At 35.2% G+C, this 18,125-nt stretch carries 13 protein-coding genes; 7 read left to right on the top strand and 6 right to left on the bottom strand.

All coding sequences use genetic code 11. The features are described 5' to 3' along the window. Window positions 1-129 precede the first annotated feature (129 nt). Entirely contained in the window at window positions 130-1,479 is a 1,350-nt protein-coding gene (gene tolC / locus ACGH4F_RS05380; RefSeq protein ID WP_267349733.1) for an outer membrane channel protein TolC, read from the top strand. 105 nt (window positions 1,480-1,584) lie between these two features. Here the strand turns inward: tolC and ACGH4F_RS05375 are convergent, their stop codons facing one another. Next, window positions 1,585-2,457, bottom strand: coding sequence for a LysR family transcriptional regulator (locus ACGH4F_RS05375; RefSeq protein ID WP_267349735.1), 873 nt, complete (start codon window positions 2,455-2,457; stop codon window positions 1,585-1,587). A gap of 469 nt (window positions 2,458-2,926) precedes the next feature. Here ACGH4F_RS05375 and ACGH4F_RS05370 point away from each other — a divergent pair, with 469 nt between their 5' ends. Beyond that, window positions 2,927-3,715, top strand: coding sequence for an SDR family NAD(P)-dependent oxidoreductase (locus tag ACGH4F_RS05370; protein ID WP_267349737.1), 789 nt, complete (start codon window positions 2,927-2,929; stop codon window positions 3,713-3,715). An 86-nt stretch (window positions 3,716-3,801) separates the two neighbouring features. Here the strand turns inward: ACGH4F_RS05370 and metG are convergent, their stop codons facing one another. Then, a complete protein-coding gene (gene metG, locus ACGH4F_RS05365) occupies window positions 3,802-5,829 on the bottom strand; it encodes a methionine--tRNA ligase (protein ID WP_220215571.1) in 2,028 nt (675 codons plus the stop codon). A gap of 253 nt (window positions 5,830-6,082) precedes the next feature. Between metG and apbC the strand changes: the two genes are divergently transcribed. After that, on the top strand, window positions 6,083-7,150 hold the full coding sequence (apbC, locus tag ACGH4F_RS05360; protein WP_411590316.1) for an iron-sulfur cluster carrier protein ApbC: 1,068 nt from the start codon (window positions 6,083-6,085) through the stop codon (window positions 7,148-7,150). Between the two features lie 101 nt (window positions 7,151-7,251). Here the strand turns inward: apbC and ACGH4F_RS05355 are convergent, their stop codons facing one another. Beyond that, window positions 7,252-8,010 (bottom strand): acid phosphatase, encoded by a 759-nt coding sequence (locus tag ACGH4F_RS05355; RefSeq protein WP_411590314.1) that lies wholly within the window; start codon window positions 8,008-8,010, stop codon window positions 7,252-7,254. A gap of 297 nt (window positions 8,011-8,307) precedes the next feature. Beyond that, on the bottom strand, window positions 8,308-8,664 hold the full coding sequence (locus tag ACGH4F_RS05350) for a DMT family protein (protein ID WP_411590312.1): 357 nt from the start codon (window positions 8,662-8,664) through the stop codon (window positions 8,308-8,310). A 190-nt stretch (window positions 8,665-8,854) separates the two neighbouring features. Here ACGH4F_RS05350 and ACGH4F_RS05345 point away from each other — a divergent pair, with 190 nt between their 5' ends. Next, a complete protein-coding gene (locus ACGH4F_RS05345) occupies window positions 8,855-10,021 on the top strand; it encodes a sugar transporter (RefSeq protein ID WP_267349746.1) in 1,167 nt (388 codons plus the stop codon). A gap of 39 nt (window positions 10,022-10,060) precedes the next feature. On the opposite strand, the gene ACGH4F_RS05340 is transcribed toward ACGH4F_RS05345, so the two are convergent. Further along, window positions 10,061-11,980 (bottom strand): ABC transporter ATP-binding protein, encoded by a 1,920-nt coding sequence (locus ACGH4F_RS05340; RefSeq protein WP_411590310.1) that lies wholly within the window; start codon window positions 11,978-11,980, stop codon window positions 10,061-10,063. A gap of 195 nt (window positions 11,981-12,175) precedes the next feature. On the opposite strand from ACGH4F_RS05340, the gene ACGH4F_RS05335 reads away from it, so the two are divergent. Continuing rightward, entirely contained in the window at window positions 12,176-14,344 is a 2,169-nt protein-coding gene (locus ACGH4F_RS05335) for a hypothetical protein (RefSeq protein ID WP_411590309.1), read from the top strand. A 49-nt stretch (window positions 14,345-14,393) separates the two neighbouring features. On the opposite strand, the gene glyA is transcribed toward ACGH4F_RS05335, so the two are convergent. Then, the gene (glyA, locus tag ACGH4F_RS05330; protein ID WP_411590307.1) at window positions 14,394-15,650 is read right to left on the bottom strand and encodes a serine hydroxymethyltransferase; all 1,257 of its coding nucleotides are present in this window, start codon (window positions 15,648-15,650) and stop codon (window positions 14,394-14,396) included. Between the two features lie 382 nt (window positions 15,651-16,032). Between glyA and ACGH4F_RS05325 the strand changes: the two genes are divergently transcribed. Both ACGH4F_RS05325 and ACGH4F_RS05320 read left to right on the top strand, forming a co-directional pair. Then, complete coding sequence (locus tag ACGH4F_RS05325) at window positions 16,033-17,475, top strand: LTA synthase family protein (protein ID WP_411590306.1); 1,443 nt, start codon at window positions 16,033-16,035, stop codon at window positions 17,473-17,475. Between the two features lie 7 nt (window positions 17,476-17,482). Continuing rightward, on the top strand, window positions 17,483-18,106 hold the full coding sequence (locus ACGH4F_RS05320; protein ID WP_411590305.1) for a LysE family translocator: 624 nt from the start codon (window positions 17,483-17,485) through the stop codon (window positions 18,104-18,106). The last annotated feature ends 19 nt before the right edge of the window (window positions 18,107-18,125 follow it).

Below are 18,125 nucleotides of genomic sequence, written 5' to 3'. Positions count from 1 at the left end.
CAATTTTAGTCTTAATTTGAATAAAAAGTGCGAATAGTTAACAAACTATGCTTACTATATCCTATTTATCTGTTAAAATTATGCAAATTAAAAATACTATTATATTTGAATGTTTTAAAGAGAAAATTGATGAAAAAAACTTTAACCTTTCTAATCGGCTTAGCGCTAAGCCACTCTGTATTTGCCGAAAATTTGGTTCAGGTTTATGAACAAGCTAAGGAAACGAATCCTGATTTAAGCAGTTCATTAGCTGAAAAAGAAAAGGCATATTCAGCAATTTCTGGATCACGAGCAAGCTTATTACCACAAATTGGTTTAAGTGCTTCTTATGGTGTAACTCATGGGCGTCGTGATACCAGTGGTGTAAAATCGAAAAGTGGGAACCTTTATCAAGTAAGCTTATCACAAAGTATTTTTAATTATTCTAATTGGAAAGCTTTAGATATCACTAAAAAGCAAGCTAGTATTGCTGATATAGCTTATCAATATCAAGGACAAACGCTTATATTAAATACCTCAGTTGCGTATTTTAATGTACTTAAAGCACTTGAGGCATTAAACTTTATCGATGCACAGAAAAAAGCAATTGGTCGTCAATTACAACAAACCAAACAACAACATCAAGTTGGTTTGGTAGCAATTACCGATGTGCAAAATGCGCAAGCAAATTATGACCTTACGCTTGCTCAACAAGTTAATGCATTGAACGATTTGAATAACGCTATCGAAAACTTACGTCAGGTCAGTGGTCGATTCTATTCAAATTTAGCAACCATTAATACCAAAATGTTTAAAACCGAAGCGCCAATTTCAATTAATTCGTTGTTAAAACAATCTGAAGTGTCTAATCTTAATTTATTAACAATGAAATTAAACCAAGAAATAGCTCGTGATCAAATCAAATTATCACAAGCAGGACACCTACCGACAGCAAGTTTAGATGCATCAACAAATCTAAATAAAACCGATAGATATGGGGATAATTTTGCAACTAATGGGGGCCATAGAGGAAAATCTTATTCAGGTAATAATTATGTTGGATTAAGTTTAAATTTACCTATCTTCTCAGGTGGCGCTACGCAATCTAAAGTTGAGCAAGCTCAACACAACTACGTTAGTTCGAGTGAAAAGCTTGAAAGTACTAATCGCAGTGTAATCAATCAAGTCCGTTCTTCTTATAACAATATTTCTTCGTCAATTAGTGCGATTAAAGCTTATCAACAAGCGGTTGTTTCAGCTGAAAGCTCATTAGAAGCGACGAATTCAGGTTATCAAGTAGGAACTCGAACTATTGTTGATGTATTGAATGCAACTACTCAACTTTATAGCTCTAAACGAAATTTATCAGATGCTAAATATAACTATCTAATAAATTTACTACAACTTAAATATGCTGTTGGTACATTAACCGCAGACGATTTAGTCTATCTAAATAATATGCTTGGTAATGAAGTCAGTACCTTAGCAACAATACAATAATCTTTAAGTATAACTGTTTGACTTTAGGCGATTTTATCGCCTTTTTTTATTGCCTTATAGCAGTTATCTTAAATCAAGTCTGATCATAACATCATTTGATCATTTTCATGACATCGTATCAACCACGAATTCAATAAACATTTTCATTATAGCTAGCGGTTGCCTGTCAGCAGTATAAAGCATATGGACTTCCCGAGCGGGAGGTAAATAATTTTGTAATATCGGTAATAATTTATCTTGTTTTATCGCCTCATTAAGCATCGGTTCGGGTAACATCGTTATCCCCAAACCTTCAATAGCGGCAATCGCTAATGCTGAAGTATCATTTGATTGTAATGAACCAGAAATAGAAAGATTGACGGCTTTGCCATTCATCGTAAATGGCCAAACATAATCATTTTTATTTCGATTCACATATTGATAAATTAGACACTGATGATTTTTTAAATCGTCAGGAACAGCTGGTACACCATTTTGCATCAAATAACTGGGCGAAGCAGCAAATATAAGCTGAAAAGGTTTAAGTTTGCGTCCGATCAGACCAGAATCATTTAATTGACCGATACGAAACACAATATCATAATCCTCTTTTACTATATCAACATAGCGATCACTTAATTGAATATCAATGTTTAATTTAGGATAGCGTTTCATAAAACGGCTAATGACCGGAATTAAATTATAGTGTCCATAACTGACAGGTGCACTAATCCTTAATCGACCTTTTGGCTCTTCAATAAATTGTTGGGCTAATATCTTCGTCTCTTTTATTTCTGCAAGAATTAACAAACACCGTTGATAATACTGTTTGCCAAACACGGTAAGATGTTGCGAGCGTGTTGTTCGATTAAGTAATTTTAATCCTAAGTGTTTTTCTAAAAAAGCAATGTATTTAGTCACCATCTGAGGTGAAGTATTCAATGATACTGACGTAGACACAAACGATCCTGTTTTCACCGTCAATACAAATGCTTCCATACACTTTAATAGATCCAAATTATCAACTCCCAGTTGTTAATAAATCAATTTTTATAATATTTATTATCCCTTATTTTATAAAGATAATAAAACAAAATCATCTTGGGTGTGAAAACATAAAATTTACTACGAGATAAACAGGTATTGTCAATTAAACTTCTATTGAAGATAACGTTATAGATTCAAAACTGAATAATACAACAAATTGAAGATCGCTTGTTATCCTAAATAATGACGTAAAAAGTAAACACCTTTATATTTTAATAATTTGCGCAAAGGGTATTTGGTTCTATCAAAACTAGCTTTATATCCTGAAGTTGGTGATTGGCGTGAACTTAACCAACATAAACTGTGTTTTATTCAAAATCAATTAGTTAAAGCATAGAAATCCAATAAACAGAAAATTACTCCATAGTCTTTGGAAAACCGACATAACAATTACTTTATTAAGAAATTAAAAGGAAAAAAAATGAACAATCATGTTAAAAAATACACTGCAATTACCGGCGCAAGTTCAGGCATTGGTTATGCCACTGCAATTGAATTTGCTAAACGAAATAAAAACCTTATATTGATAGCAAGAAGAGAATCACAACTAGAAACATTGAAACAAAAAATTGCCGAATTAAATCCAAATTTGGAAGTCATCATTAAAATTTGTGATTTGTCGCAAGCCAATAATGTTTTTTCACTCTTTAAACAATTAGATAGCTATTATATTGAAACATGGATAAATAATGCAGGTTTTGGGCATTACGGAAGTGTTAAAGATCAAGATTTAGATAAAATACAATCTATGCTACATTTAAATATCGAAGCCTTAACAATTCTATCAACGCTGTATGTGCATAAATATCACCATCAATCTGGCACACAAATAATTAATATCTCTTCACGAGGTGGATACACAATTGTACCCAATGCTGTCACTTATTGTGCGACTAAATTCTATGTTAATGCTTTTACTGAAGGTTTAGCGCAAGAATTAAGACAAGCAAAAGCGAAATTAACGGCTAAAGTCTTAGCCCCTGCGGCAACCCAAACTGAATTCGGTCAAAAAGCGAATAATGTCAATGAATATGACTATAATAAAAGTTTCAGCCAATATCACACAGCAGAGCAAATGGCTGGTTTTTTAATGGCGCTATATGATAGCGACAACATCATCGGAGAAATCAGCACAAAAGATTTTTCATTTACATTAAAAGATAGTATTTTACCTTATTCTGGCAATGCGGCTGAAAATCAAAAGTCTTAAAACTTTTACAACAAAACACGTTAAAAAAATTAAACATCTTAACAAGCGTTTTAACTTGTTAAGATGTAAAAAAAGAAAACAATTAATTACGAAATTCGCATACCCGGTTTTGCTCCACTATCAGGTGACAATAAGTAAACGCCTTCACTATCATCTTTACCACTTGCACAAAGTACCATGCCTTCAGAGATACCAAAACGCATTTTACGAGGCGCTAAGTTAGCGATCATAATCGTTAATCTGCCCACTAAAACTTGAGGATCAGGATAAAACTCTTTAATGCCTGAAAAGACATTACGAGTTTCGTCTCCTATATCAAGTGTAAGTTGCAATAATTTGTCTGATCCTTCAACAACACTTGCATTTTTAATTAATGCAACACGCATATCCACTTTTGCAAAATCATCAAAATTGATCGTGTCAGCAATCGGTTCAGCAACTTTTTCTTTAGCTGGCGTCGCTAATGCAGCTTGTTGTTTTGTTTCATCAATCATAGCAGTAATTTTATCCATATCTATACGGTTAAATAGGGCTTTAAATTTGTTAATATTGTGTCCGGTCAAAGGTTGATTAATCGAATCCCACGTTAATTGGCTATTTAAAAATGCTTCAGTGCGTTCTGCTAATGCTGGCACAATAGGTTTTAAATAGGTCATTAAAATACGGAATAGATGAATCCCCATTGAACAAATATCTTGTAATGCTTGATCTTGCCCTTCTTGTTTTGCTACAACCCACGGCGCTTTTTCATCTATATAACGATTTGCTTCGTCAGCCAGTGCCATAATTTCACGTATTGCTTTACCGGATTCACGTTGTTCAAAATAATCAGCAATTACTTTTGATTTTTCAATGAACAAAGCATAAAGTTCTGGCTCAGAAAGATTATCAGACAATTTACCGTCAAAACGTTTGCTGATAAAGCCTGCCGAACGGGAAGCAATATTAACAACTTTATTGACTAAATCACTATTAACACGTTGGACAAAATCTTCCAAATTTAAATCGATATCATCAATATGTGGCGACAATTTCGCTGCATAATAGTAACGCAAGCAGTCTGGATCTAAATGTTTTAAGTAAGTACTTGCCTGAATGAAAGTTCCACGTGATTTTGACATTTTTGCACCATCAACCGTGACATAGCCATGAACAAAAATATTGGAAGGTTTACGATGTTCACTACCGTCTAACATTGCTGGCCAAAATAGACTATGGAAGTAGACAATATCTTTACCGATAAAATGATAAAGTTCAGTCGTTGAGTTTTTATTCCAAAACTCATCAAATATCGCTTTATTATTTTTATTACAGTAGTTAAGGAAAGATCCCATATAACCTATTGGCGCATCTAACCAAACATAAAAATATTTACCGGGTGCATCCGGAATTTCAAAACCAAAATAAGGAGCATCACGACTAATATCCCAAGGTTGTAATCCTGCTTCAAACCACTCTTGCATTTTATTCGCAACTTGATCTTGCAATGTGCCCGATCGGATCCATGCCTGTAACATTTCTGAAAAAGCGGGCAAATCAAAAAAGAAATGCTCTGAGTCTTTCATTATTGGGGTTGCGCCAGAAATAACCGATTGAGGATTAATGAGATCAATTGGATTATAAGTTGCACCACAAACTTCACAGTTATCACCATATTGATCTGGGGCTTTACAACGTGGACACGTGCCTTTCACAAACCGATCAGGTAAAAACATCTGTTTTTCTGGGTCAAATAATTGTGATATTACTTTTGTTTTGATATAACCATTGGCTTTTAGCTTTTTATAAATCTGTTCAGATATCTCACGATTTTCTGGACTATGCGTTGAATGGTAATTGTCATAACTGATGTTAAATCCAGCAAAATCACGTTGATGTTCAGTTTTAACTTCTGCAATCATCTGTTCAGGCGTCATCCCTAATTGTTGGGCTTTAAGCATGATTGGCGTACCATGCGCATCATCTGCACAAATAAAGTAAATCTCATTGCCACGCATTCGTTGATAGCGTACCCATACATCAGCCTGAATATGTTCTAGCATATGTCCTAAGTGAATTGAACCATTTGCATAAGGAAGTGCACAAGTCACTAATATTTTGCGTTTTGTTGTCATGTCAATTTAATACCTTTTATTACATAATGTCGGGAATAGTACATCAAACATGGGATTATCGCTAGATTTATGCCATAATTTAATAAAAATTCTTTCCAGATTCAGAAAAATCAGCAAACTAATGACTCCCGATATTTTGGAAAGCATAAAATGATTTGGCTGTTCTCAATATTTTACTTAAATAAGCATGATAATTATACAAATCAGCATAAAAGCAGATAAAACCGTAGATAAAAAATGAAGGCTAATCACCATGGAACCCAAAAAGATTCTTGAAAATTTTGCTCATCCTACTTTGCGAAAAAATTTAATCAAATTAGGTGCAGTTAAAAAGTGTGAAATGAAAAATCAAACTTTGCATATTCATTTAACGATGCCCTTTGCATGGCAAATCACTTTTGAAGAGCTAAAAAAAACCATTACACCTCAATTACTCGAACTTGACGGTATAAAACAAGTGAATTGGCAAATTGATTTCAATATTGCCACCCTAAAACGAGCAAATCATCAACAAGCGATAAAAAACATTAAAAACATCATCGCCATTAGCTCTGGTAAAGGAGGAGTCGGTAAATCATCAACCGCGATTAACCTTGCGCTTGCACTGCAAAAACAAGGCGCCAAAGTTGGTATTTTAGACGCCGATATTTATGGCCCGTCTATACCTACCATGTTAGGAACCGAAAAACAACAACCACTTACTCCCGACAATAAACATATGACACCAATTATGGCCTATGAATTAGCCAGTAACTCGATTGGCTATTTAGTCGATTCGGATGGAGCAATGGTATGGCGAGGACCAATGGCAAGTAAAGCATTATTGCAAATTTTGCAAGACACACTTTGGCCTGAACTTGATTATTTAGTGATTGATATGCCACCAGGGACAGGAGATATTCAATTAACACTCGCGCAAAGTATTCCTGTTACTGCCGCGGTGATTGTTACCACGCCTCAAGACATTGCCTTAATTGACGCTAAAAAAGGGATCACAATGTTTAATAAGGTTAATATCCCGACGCTAGGTATTATCGAAAACATGAGCTACCATATCTGTGAAAATTGTGGGCACCACGAGGCAATTTTTGGTGAAGGTGGTGCGGCACAACTTGCCGAAAAATATCAAACTCAATTACTTGGTCAAATACCGCTGCATAAAATGTTGCGACAAGACCTTGATACCGGAACGCCAACAGTTATTAGTCATCCAGACAGTGAATTTACTGAAAATTATTGTCGAATTGCCGGGCAACTTGCCAGTGAATTATATTGGCAAGGTGAAGCGATTTTACCGGATATCTCATTTAAAGCGTTATGATTGTTAAGCTGGATATTGGTTGTTTAACGAAACAGCCAATATCAGCCTTAAATTGATAAACATTGGATTTACAATCGAATCATATTTTTCGATAATTCTTATTATTTTTTATTTTGTTGGTTGGTTTTTAAGCGGTTAAACTCCATTTTGGCTTTTGCCAGTTGTTGATTAAACTGGGCATTAGCATGCAGTTGTGCAACCACACTCGCCGCCATCACTCTAGCCGCATCAATATCACTTTGCCAATGGTATCCACAAATAACACGACTTTCACCCACTTCAAGACCACGTTTTAAAATTTCATTTTGACGTTGTGGGTTGATTTCAGCTAACACCAGCGATATAGCAAAACCAATTGTTGTATGTCCTGAGGGATAAGATCCATTAGTAGAGAGCGTTTTTTCGTCTTCTGGTCGGCAAGTGGGCTCATTGAAAAACGAAAATGGTCGGATACGATTGTAATAATTTTTCGCCGAACGAGTAGCCAGATCACCAGCATCTTCTTTCATTGTCGTAATCAATTTATAAATTTCGGGTGTTTTGATAGCAGATATATCAAAACCAAACGACGTTGAAAATTGCTGAGTGACATTTTCCTTGCTAGAGTCAGCATCAATATAAGCTTGTCTTCCTCGTTCGGTATGACGCATCGATTTACCCCAATCATACATAGCTTTATCTCTTAAAAATTCAACACTGGTAAATGAAGGAGGTGATAACAATTGTAAACTATCAGGAGCTTGATTTTCAGTAAGAAAATAGTCATTGGGATGTGTTGTCACATCTTTTATTTCTACGGCGAATGCTTGAGCACATAATAAAGAATACAGCATAATACTTTTAACTAACATTTTTTGCATAGACGGCCCCTTTTCTTTCTCGATATTGATATTCCTATATCGTTGGTATTTAAAACGATTAAATTGCCTTGTTACAATGTCCATACAATAAAGTTTTCTAAATCTTATTGTCTAATCACATTGATTTATTTGATATTAATCAATATTAAATTGAATTATTGGATTAATAAATGACATCATTTACATTATGTGACAACTATCACATTTTCATACTGTCACTTTTTATCAATAGTGATATAAAAGATCGAATCACTCTTCAAGCCGTAATGATATTTAAAATAGAGGTATCATAACTGTTTATGATGCAAAAATTTTATCTCGAAACATAAAAAATACTGCACCAAGCAAACAGCAACCAGCCCAAATATAATCAGTTTTAAAAGGTTCTTTTAAGATATAAATTGAGAAGGGTATAAAGACAGACAAACTAATGACTTCTTGAATAATTTTTAATTGACCAGCGGTGGCAGCTTGAAAGCCTATACGATTAGCAGGAACTTGCAATAAATACTCAAACAGCGCAATCCCCCAACTAATAAAAACGGCAACAATCCAGACTTGATTATGCAAAAAACGTAAATGGCCATACCAAGCAAACGTCATAAACATATTACTAAAAATTAATAGACATATCGTAATAAAAAGTTGATTCATGATTATCATCACTGCTAGTGGAAAGGTATGAGTATTATATACCTGTTACGAATGAAGGTACAAAATCGATAAAGAATGCCGATTAGTTGTCATCGAAGATGACACCATTATCTTTACTGACTGTTTAATAACGAACATTATTCATGTTATAATGACACTCAATCTATTTATCCCTTCTTTAAAAAACAACATGATAAACAATGCTAATAAACGGTCTCGAATTTGGTCGTCAATTTTATGTTTGGCATTTGCAGCATTTATTTTTAATACCACCGAATTTGTTCCGGTAGGGTTGCTACCCAACATCGCTAAAAGTTTTTCAATGGATGAAGCGCATGCAGGATTATTATTAACTATCTATGCTTGGTCTGTTTCATTATTATCGTTACCCTTAACGGTATTAACTTCAAAAATGGATCGCCGAAAACTTCTTGTTTTCTTATTCTGTTTATTCATTGGTAGCCATATCTTAGCGGGTTTTGCTTGGGACTTTTATAGTTTAATGGTAGCCAGAATTGGAATCGCTTGTGCACACGCTGTATTTTGGGCTATTACTACGCCTTTAGCAGTTCGACTTGCACCCAATGGCAAAAAAGCTAAAGCAATGGGTTTTATTGTTGTCGGCGTTTCAATGGCAACAATTTTAGGTATTCCAATTGGCACGATAATTGGTCAAGTTGTTGGTTGGCGGATTACTTTTTTATGCATCGGTTTTATTGCTTTTTGTGTCATGGTTTCATTACTCTATTTATTACCGCCTGTGCCAAGCACAGACACCTTATCTATCCGTGATATTCCGAAAGTGCTTAAACGACCAGTATTACTTAATATCTATCTGTTAACAGCAATTATTATTACTGGTCATTTTTGTGCTTATACCTATATCACCCCTTTTATGATAAATGTCGGTGGTTTTAACGAAAAAGTGGTGGTTAGCATTCTATTAGCTATTGGTTTTTCAGGTATGATCGGCAGTGTTGTCTTTGCTAAATATTCTGATAGACATCCAACAGCAATTCTAATCATTCCGTTGTTATTATTAATGATTTGTTTACTTTCGCTTTATGTTTGCTCATTCAATTTAATCACTGCAATCATACAAGGCATGTTATGGGGACTTGCGATCACCATTATCGGCATGGTTATGCAAAGTAAAGTCATCGATGTTGCTCCAGATGCAGCCGATATTGCAACCTCCGTTTATTCAGGTATTTATAATATCGGCATTGGAGCAGGTGCATTTGTGGGTAGCCAAGTCTTAGTTCGACTATCAACCGAGTATATCGGATTTATTGGTGCAATATTTGTTATTCTTGCATTAGCACTCTTTTTAATATTAACAAAAAGAACATGGTAAATTGCTAACAAGAGCTTGCCAAGCAAGCTCTTAACGCTATTATTGTTGACTTAACGACTCAAGCGCTTCCCAACGTGCAAAAACTGCTTCTAGTTCAGCTTCTTTATTGGCCAAATCAGTTAAAATCGGGCTTGTCACCTCGTGGGGTTGATTAAAAAAGTCACTGTGCCCTATTTGCGCTTGTAAATCAGCTATTGCTAATTCCAATTGCTCTATTTGGCTTGGTAATTGTGCTAATTCACGTTGTTCATGATAACTTAACTTTACTTTCTTTTTCGCTTCAGGCATTTTGGTTTCTGCTGTTACCGCTTTTTCATCGGATTTAACCGGTGCAGTATTTTTATTCACCGACACGGGTTTTGCTTGCTGCTGTTGCTGTAAAGCATCAGTATAACCGCCCGCATAAATACCGATATGACCTTGTTCTTCAAAAAACCAACATTGGGTAACCACATTATCAACAAATTGTCGGTCATGGCTAACCAATAAAACAGTGCCTTGATAATCATTAACTAGTTCTTCTAACAACTCTAAAGTTTCAATATCCAGATCATTGGTGGGTTCATCGAGAACTAATAAATTACTTGGTTTTAAAAATAGTTTAGCTAACAATAAACGATTTCGCTCACCGCCAGATAATGCACGAACAGGAGTTCTGGCGCGTTTTGGTGGAAACAAAAAGTCCTGCAAATAGCCAAGCACGTGACGAGATCGACCATTAACCATCACCTCTTGCTTACCTTCAGCCAAATTATCCATCACAGTCTTTTCAGGATCCAACTCAAGTCGATACTGATCAAAATAAGCGACTTCCAATTTGGTACCACAATGTACGCTACCCGACGTCGGCTGTAAGTTACCTAACATCAGCTTTAAAAGTGTTGTTTTACCTATACCATTAGGACCAATCAGCGCAATTTTATCGCCACGTAATACTTGTACCGTAAAATCATTAACCAGTAATTTATCTGCGACTTGATAGCTCACATTATCCAATTCAAAAACAATTTTGCCCGAACGCAACGCTTCTTCAATTTGCATTTTTGCACTGCCCATGACTTGGCGACGCTGTGAATGTTCTTGTCTCATCGCCTTTAAAGCGCGTACTCTACCTTCGTTACGGGTTCGGCGAGCTTTGATACCTTGACGTATCCACACTTCTTCTTGAGCTAATTTTTTATCAAATTCTGCATTTTGCAACTCTTCGACACGTAGTGCTTCCTCTTTTCCAACAAGATAACTATCATAATCACCACCCCATGAAGCCACTTTACCTCTATCGAGATCAATAATACGCGTTGCCATTTGCCGAATAAAAGAACGATCATGTGAAATAAACACAATGCTACCATTAAAACTTTTTAAAAATTCCTCTAACCATTTTATCGTTTCGATATCTAAATGGTTAGTTGGCTCATCCAGTAACAATACTGTTGGCTGACACACTAATGCTTTAGCCAATGCGGCTTTACGCAACCAACCTCCTGATAAGGATGACAGTAGCGCATCACCATCCAAGGAAAGTGAAGAGATAACATTACGAATACGATCATCAAGTTGCCAACCATTTTGCTGATCTAATTGCTCTTGTAATTTAGCTAATTTAGACAGATTACTTTCACTGGGATCTTGTTCAATACGATGAGATAAATCATAATAATCCCTCAATAATTGAGCTTGTTCTTTTAAACCTTCTGCAACGAAATCGAACACATTTCCTTGAATATCTCTTGGGGGATCTTGTTGTAAACGTGACACAACAACATTATTCTCATAAATAATTTGACCTTCATCTAACGGTACTTCTTTATTTAATACTTTAAGTAACGTTGATTTACCTGCACCATTACGCCCAACAAGACAGACACGCTCATTAGCTTCAATCGACATATCAATATGGTCGAGTAGTGGCGCATCACTAAAGGAAAGATAAGCATTTGTAAGATTGATTAATGACATAGTTATTTTTTATTTGGATATTAAGTAATATGGCGTTATTCTATCATAAAGTTGTGGTCAGCAACTAAACTCAATTCTTCAAAATTTTTTAAAATTTCACAAGCTTAAAATCACTGTTCTCTTTCATTAAACGACTAATACTGTTATATTTATTTACATAAAGGAAATAAAATAAATTTCAGTATGGAGGTTATCATGAGTCATATGTGGACATTTCAGCGTGTAGGTGGATTAGATCAAGTTGTTTTTAAAAACGCCGACGATATTATTAATCTACCCAATCTTGACCCTAAATTATGGGTCGCACTCAGTTGCCCGACGACAGGGCTAGATTTTGACAAACGAACATTGGCACTTTTGGATGAAGATCAAGACGGTCGCATTCGCATTCCCGATATATTAGATGCTATCGCTTGGACAAGAGGTAAAATTCACTCTTTTGAAACGATCTTACATTCATCAGATATTTTACCTTTGTCACAAATTAATACAGAAACAGAACAAGGTAAAAAATTATTCATCACCGCTCGCAGCATTCTTGTAAATTTAAACAAAAGTGATTGTGATTATTTAACTCAAGATGATGTACAACAATCTATTAAGATTAATGCAGGCAAACTTTACAATGGTGATTTAATTTTTCCTGCATCCGCCGAGCTATCACCAGAAATGCAAACTTTTATCAAATCAGCAATAAAAATTGTTGGGGCTGAAAAAGATATGAGTGGAGAAAATGGAATTAACATAAATATTGCCAAAACATTTGTTCAAAACTTACAAATATGGCAACAATGGCAAAAGGATATAAGTAATACACAAACACCATTTGGCGAAAATAGTGCTGAAATATGGAACCTTGTTCAAACGCTAAAACCCAAAATAGATGACTATTTTTTACGTGTGGAACTTGCACAATATGCACCACAAGCACAAACAGCATTGAACGTTGATGAGAAGTATATTGTCCCAACAGAAAATGGGTTATTATCAGACGAAGCGCTAGCCGAATTACCGTTATCAAAAATCGATACCCATAACTCTCTCGATTTGGTCAATGGGCTCAATCCATTATGGAAAGCAAAAATTACACAATTTAAAACACTCGTTTCGCCGTTATTAGCTAATTCTAATGTACTAACAGAAGAAGAATGGCAAAATATTCAAACCAGTCTGGATCCTTACGCCTCGCTGATTAATTCAAAACCTAGTATGGTTCAAACCAAAGTTTCAGTTCAACCAACCGATAGCATTGAAGATTTATCAAACAAAACGATTAAAAACATGGCAAATAGTGATTTATTGGCTCAATTTCAAGAAATGGTTGATCAAGACAATAAAACGCCGATTTCAGCCTCAGATGTTTTAATTTTAGAAAAACTTGTTCTATTTCACAAACATTTGTATCGACTACTCGTCAATTTTACCTCTTTTTCTGATTTCTTTTCACTTGAAAAAAGAGCCGCATTTCAACTTGGAAAACTCTATATTGATGGTCGCTGTGCAACGTTATGTGTTTCGGTAGATAATATTGCCAAACACATTACAATGTCTAACTACTCGGAACTGTGTTTACTTTACTGTGAATGTACCAGACAAGGTGAAAAAAAGGTGATTGCAGCGGCTATTACTGCAGGGCAAGGTGATTTACTTATCGAAGGTCGTAACGGTGTATTTATTGACAATGAAGGTAATGATTGGGATGCTAATGTAGTTAAAATTATTACAAAACCAATCAGTATCCAACAAGCTGTTTGGGCTCCTTATCAACGTATTGGTCGCCTAATTACTGAACAAATTAATAAATGGGCAACCAGCAAAGATGCCGATATCGAAAAAACCGGTACGCAAGTCTTACAAAATCCAGATACCAAATTTGATATTGGTAAAAGCGTGGGTATATTTGCCGCAATTGGCTTAGCACTTGGTGCAATTGGTACTGCTTTAGCAACCATTTTCCAAGCACTATTTTCATTAAGCTGGTGGCAACTTCCTTTGGTTATTATTGGATTATTTGTCATTATATCGGGCCCTTCTGTGATTTTAGCTTGGTTAAAATTAAGACACCGTACACTTGGTCCACTTCTTGAAGCATCCGGTTGGGCAATTAATGGGCAAGTGAAAATAAACTTATTATTAGGTGGATTACTCACTAGTAAAGCAGAATTACCGAAGAATGCAAAACGTAATTTACGTGACCCAATGAGAAAACGTCGTAATAAATTTGCTATTGTATTTTGGATAGCTTTAGTATTAGGTATTGGTATAACAGGTGGGTGGTTATGGCATAAAGGTCATATAACACACTTTATAGAGCAACAAAAGCAAGAACTTATACAAAAAACCATAGACACAGAAAAACAATAAAAACAAATCTATCATTATCGCCGATAGTGTCGGCAATAATGATGGTATCTTAATGTTGATAAACAGGGAATTGCCGACATATCGCTAATACTTTTTCTTTTACGGCTTGGATCGTTTGTTCATCATCAATATTATCTAATACATCGCAAATCCAATTAGCCAATTCACGAGACTCGGGCTCTTTAAATCCTCGCCTTGTAATCGCAGGTGAACCAATACGAATACCAGATGTGACAAAAGGACTTTGCGGATCTTTTGGCACACTATTTTTATTCACGGTGATATTTGCACTTCCTAATGCTGCGTCAGCTTCTTTACCTGTAATTTTTTTATCGACTAAATCAATCAAAAATAGATGATTGTGTGTTTCACCAGAAACGACTTTATAGCCCCGTTTTAAAATCACATCAACCATTGCTTGTGCATTTTTAACGACTTGTTGTTGGTATTGTTGATAAGCTGGTTCCATTGCTTCTTTCAATGCCACCGCTTTTGCTGCAATGACATGCATTAAAGGCCCACCTTGCGCACCAGGAAATACCGATGAATTTAATTTTTTATAAAGATCTTCACTACCACCTTTTGCCAAAATTAATCCGCCTCTTGGTCCACCAAGGGTTTTATGGGTTGTTGTGGTAACCACATGCGCATAAGGAACAGGATTTGGATAAACACCTGCTGCCACTAAACCTGCAACATGCGCCATATCCACAAATAAATAAGCACCCACACTATCAGCAATTTCACGCATACGCTTCCAGTCAACAATACCAGAATAAGCAGAAAAACCGCCAATAATCATTTTAGGTTTTGACTCATTAGCAATGGTCGCTAACTGTTCATAATCAATACGACCTGCCTCATCAACACCATAGGCAACCACATGATAAAGCTTGCCTGAAAAACTAACCGGTGCACCATGGGTTAAATGACCACCTTCAGATAAATTCATACCCAGTACTGTATCGCCAAGATTTAATAACGCGGTATAAACAGCAAAGTTAGCTTGCGAACCTGAATGGGGTTGTACATTAGCATAATCAGCACCAAATAACGTTTTTGCTCGTTCAATAGCCAATTTTTCAACAATATCGACATATTCACAACCACCGTAGTAACGTTTACCTGGATACCCTTCTGCATATTTATTGGTTAACTGGGAACCTTGTGCTTGCATTACTCTTGGGCTGGCATAATTTTCGGATGCAATTAATTCAAGATGATCTTCTTGACGTTGTTCTTCACCCTTAATGGCATCCCACAACTCCTTGTCATAATCGGCAATAGTCATTTCTTTACTAAACATTTTGACTCCTTATTTTCAATTACATTGGCTTTTAGGCTGTTGGTTAACTTTACGCTTAAAAATCACGATGAATTATCCTTACCTATCCAACATTTTATTTCAATCTTTTTTATGAGTTATAAATAATATTTATAGAAATAAGATTATAAAAATCTTGATAGGCTAAATATCCGATTAATTCACCAAACGGTTATAATTTAACCTTAACAAAAAAATGTGATTTTTTAATTTATTTGTTGATAAATAACAGATTAATTACACTCAAAATTGTCAGTTAACAGCATTCTATCTAGCTATTGAGATAAAAATACTCGCTGCTTTTTATTTTTCATAATATTAAGTATATACTTATGCAAAAGTTAATCATTGAGTATTTTTTTCTATGCCACTTTCGACATTAATTGTTTTACCTCTTTTAATTATTACCGTCGTGGTTGCCTCTTTTTTTAAACGCAAAAAGTGGCAACTGCTGGTGATCAGCCTGTTGACAGTTTTTGTAGTCATGGAGTTAACCTCAATCTATTTTAGTGGCGGCTTTATAGACTACCAGTTTTACGTCAATTTAAATATCAATGACATTATACAAGGGTTATTCATTTTTAAATTACAAGCACTCTTGGTGATTGTTGTTTTTTTGGGTTTTGTATTTTTACTGTTTAAGTTAGCGAGTTTATTTAAGCGAAAATGTCATCCATTACTTCGTTTGGTATTGGCTATGATTGCCATTATTAGCATCAGTTATCACAATGGACCGTTAAGCCGTTTATACGAAATTTATCAAGTGACAAACGCACCTCGTGAATCATTCGAACAAGCACTACAAACGCTCAATATGACAGATTACACTAATAAAAATCAGTTAATTAGTCATAAAGGAAAAAATATTATCGTCATTTCGTTAGAATCGTTTGAGCAAGGTTTTTTAGATTTTGCGGATATCACACCGCATTTAAGACAATTACGTCAAACATATACTTTCTTCCCGAATATGCCAATGAGTGTTGGTAGTAGCTGGACAACTGCATCAATGTATACTTACATGACAGGCGTGCCTTTTTTAATTGGTGGGTACTCAACTTCGCCATTGATGAAAAGCAATCAAACCCAATTAATCAGTTTAGGGGATGTATTGAAACAGGCAGGCTATCAAACACGCTATGTTATGGCTGGCCCTAATTTTGCAGGTATTGGACATACCGCTGAATTACTTGGTTTGAAAGTGATTTCTGAAAAAAACTATATAGGTCAGTATCCCAATGCACCTTTTGGATTATATGACAAAGATATTTTTGATATCGCCAAAAAACAAATTAATGATATGAATGAGGCAAATCAACCTTTTGCTTTATTTATTTCAACTGTTTCAACCCATGCCCCTAATGGATTTTACGATGAACGAATGGCATCGGTTATTACACCTAAAGATGACAATATGTCATTTGTTGCTGCCTCACTGGATTATAACGTTGGACAATTTATCCAATATTTAGAGCATAATGGATTGCTCGAAGATACGGTCTTTTATATTTTTCCGGATCACTTAATGATGGGTTCGGGTACCCCTACTATTCATCGCCTATCTGAAAAAGAGCGTCAACTTTATTTATTAACCAATGCTAAACCTGAAAATTTACATAAATCACCCGATCAAACAATCTATCAAATTGATTTACCAAGATTGATTTTAAATGGTGCTCAAATTAAAAGTAATGCTAAATTTTTAACTGATTATTTAACCCAAACCGACATGGATAAAAAACAGTTTATTGAACAAAATAAATCTAAAATCGCAACGTTAAATCACTCAGCTGAATACGTTAAATAGGTCAAACATGACACTTGATACCATGATCATAGTCACTACCGTCAGTTTTTTGGGAATGATTTCGCCCGGACCTGATTTTTTTCTAGTGTTAAAAAATAGCTTAAGTTATAACCGAAAAATAGCACTACTCACGTGTTTGGGTGTCATTATCGCCATATTAATTCATATGAGTTATTGTGTTGCGGGAATCGCAGTGCTGATTACCGCAACACCCTTACTTTATAATGCATTACGTTATGTTGGTGCTGTATACCTAATCTGGATAGGCATAAAAGCACTACTTGCCAAAAATAGTGGTACTCGTTATCTAAATTGTGAATCACATGGTAGGATGATCTCATCTGGCACAGCGTTTATTCAAGGCTTTTTATGTAATTTACTTAATCCTAAAGCTACTTTGTTTTTTCTCGCTATATTTACTCAGGTACTTAGTGCTAATTCAACGCTCATTGACAAATTATTAGTGGCACTGATAATTTGGGTAGAAGCGATTTTTTGGTGGCCATTTGTTGTCTTTATTTTTCAAACCCGATCGGTACAACGATGTTACGGTAAAATTCAGTTCATCATTGATAAAATTCTGGGTTTCATTATAATCGCACTGGGAATAAAAGTAGCTTTAGGTGGTTAATGCCTCGTTATTTTCCAAA

The sequence above is a fragment of the Gilliamella sp. CG35 genome, from assembly GCF_046635745.1.
Taxonomy (GTDB): Bacteria; Pseudomonadota; Gammaproteobacteria; order Enterobacterales; family Orbaceae; genus Gilliamella; species Gilliamella apicola_I.
Note: the sequence above shows the minus strand (reverse complement) of the source record. Positions and strands in the feature narration are given on the sequence as shown.